This window comes from Colwellia sp. (assembly GCF_013215345.1).
GTDB lineage: Bacteria > Pseudomonadota > Gammaproteobacteria > Enterobacterales > Alteromonadaceae > Colwellia.
Window position 1 is genome coordinate 1 of sequence record NZ_JABSOV010000246.1, and the last position, 2,126, is coordinate 2,126.

The following is a 2,126-nucleotide window of genomic DNA, read 5'->3' on the forward strand; positions in this document are numbered from 1 at the left end:
ATACGACGGAAGCCTTGATGAAACGAGGTGCGTCCTGCGGCATTAATACCGCCCATGCCAATAATTAAAGGTAAACGTGCCATGTAATAACCCACTTAAAGAATTTGAGTAAATGCAAAATGGTAATAATGCGTAATATATTATCTATTCTAATGACTATTAAAAATAATAATAAGCAAAAATGGCCTTGTATTGTGTGATAATGGCCAAATAGTACTGGTAGGAGAAGCTGATGACTGATCAATACATTAAAACAAACAATCTAATGGTCAACTTAGTCATTTACCCACACGTTTTGGCAACAGGAGTTACTTTACCTGTTGAAATGTTACTGGCTGGTGAAGCCTTTGCCAGACGTTATGACAAATCGGCATTAAAGCTTAATACCCAGTTTTTAAGTGAGTCGTCGACACAAATAAAGTCTCGTGCGGGTATTACTATGATTGCTGACATTACCCTTGATGAGGAAACAATTGCTAATACAACACCTGCCGATATCATTATTGTGCCGAGTTTATGGCGTAATCCTAGGCCCGTGCTTAAAAGTCATAAAAAACTCATTACGTGGCTAAAACGTTGCTGGCAGCAGGGCAGTACCTTAATTGGTGTAGGTACCGGAGTGTGTTTTTTGGCAGAATCGGGCTTGTTAGATAATCATTCAGCGACCACCCATTGGCATTATGTTGAGCAATTTAAACGAGATTACCCAAAAGTAGACTTAAAGCCAGATTTTTTTATTACTCAATCAGAACGTATTTATTGTGCTGCTAGCTTAAATGCTTTGGCTGATATTATTGTCCATTTAATTGCTCAGCATTATGGCAAAGCGGCTGCACAGAATGTCGAGCGAAACTTCTCCCATGAAATACGCAAGCCCTATGAAGAACAGCGTTATTTAGAAGGTTCGGGTGATAGGCACGCCGATGAATTGATTGCTGAAATTCAGTTTTGGTTACGCACCCATTTAAATACTGAATTAACGCTGACTGAAATTGCCGAGCAATTTGGTATGAGCCAACGTTCATTTACCCGTCGGTTCAAAGCGGCAACGGGGGTACGGGCAACCCAATATTGGCAGCAATTACGCATAGAAACTGCCAAAGAATTACTGGCCTCAAGTAACTTAACCATTCAAGAAATAGCAGATCAGGTAGGCTATCAAGATCAAGGGCACTTAACACGCTTGTTTAAACAGCACTTAACTTTAACGCCAAAAGCTTATCGCGCCATGGTAAGAAAGAAGCTGTTTAGCCAAGAGTAAAAGATAAACTTAAATGTCAGTATTTTTTACATGTGATAGTTATGTTTTTGTTGGTTTTGAATATAATAAATTGATACTGCTGTATTTTTTATTTTTGGCTTGATTTTTGCTTTGCTACGAATTCAAAACAGATAGATAGAGAAAAGGAATTATGAAAAAAAATATTTTAAAAGGAACAAAGTATCTACTTAATGTAGCTTTGCCTGTATTATTATCGGCAAATGTGTCAGCTACTGTAATTGAAGGCACTTTTGATGCAGGTCTTCCTGCTGACTGGAGTTGTACCGGTAATTGTGGCGCAAGTGCAGCAGATGGTGATGTAACAGCACCACCAACAGGCAATACAAACTACGGCTGGGTATCAACAAATAATGGCGTCAATGGTACTGGACTTGATGGTATAATTGGATTTCAAGGCTCTGTATTGCAGTCGGTATTATTTTCAGCTGAAACTGGAGATGATTTAGAGTTTTTCTTTAATTACGTAACTTCTGATGGCGCTGGTTATGCTGATTATGGCTGGGCACGTTTATTAGATGAAACATACCAGCAAGTTGCAATGTTATTTACCGCTCGCACTAAAGAATCAGGGAATATAGTACCTGGGCTCGGCATGCCATTACCTGAAGCTACGCTAACTCCAGGAAGTGTTGAAATTATTGCCAATGAAACAACTTGGTCTGCTCTAGGCGGTGACTCTGGCAAGTGTTACGCTGCCGGTTGTGGTCAAACGGGCTGGGTGCAATCAAATTACAGTATTGCAGATAGCGGTCAGTTCTATTTGGAATTTGGTGTTACTAACTGGCTTGATAATGATTTTGATTCTGGCTTAGCTTTTGACGGTATTACTATTGACGGCATTGCA

The 2,126-nt window shown here is 39.6% G+C and carries 2 protein-coding genes; both read left to right on the forward strand.

Annotated features, from left to right (window positions below; translation table 11 throughout):
- Positions 1–232: 232 nt before the first annotated feature.
- Positions 233–1,261, forward strand: a complete 1,029-nt coding sequence (locus HRT50_RS18685) for a GlxA family transcriptional regulator (RefSeq protein WP_291617317.1) — start codon at positions 233–235, stop codon at positions 1,259–1,261.
- 151 nt (positions 1,262–1,412) lie between these two features.
- The coding region (locus tag HRT50_RS18690; RefSeq protein ID WP_291617319.1) for an NF038132 family protein at positions 1,413–2,126 on the forward strand (714 nt) is incomplete at its 3' end.

Coding starts and splice junctions, on each gene's coding strand:
- HRT50_RS18685 (WP_291617317.1), top strand. CDS start 233: ATGACTGATCAATACATTAAAACAAACAATCTAATGGTCAACTTAGTC.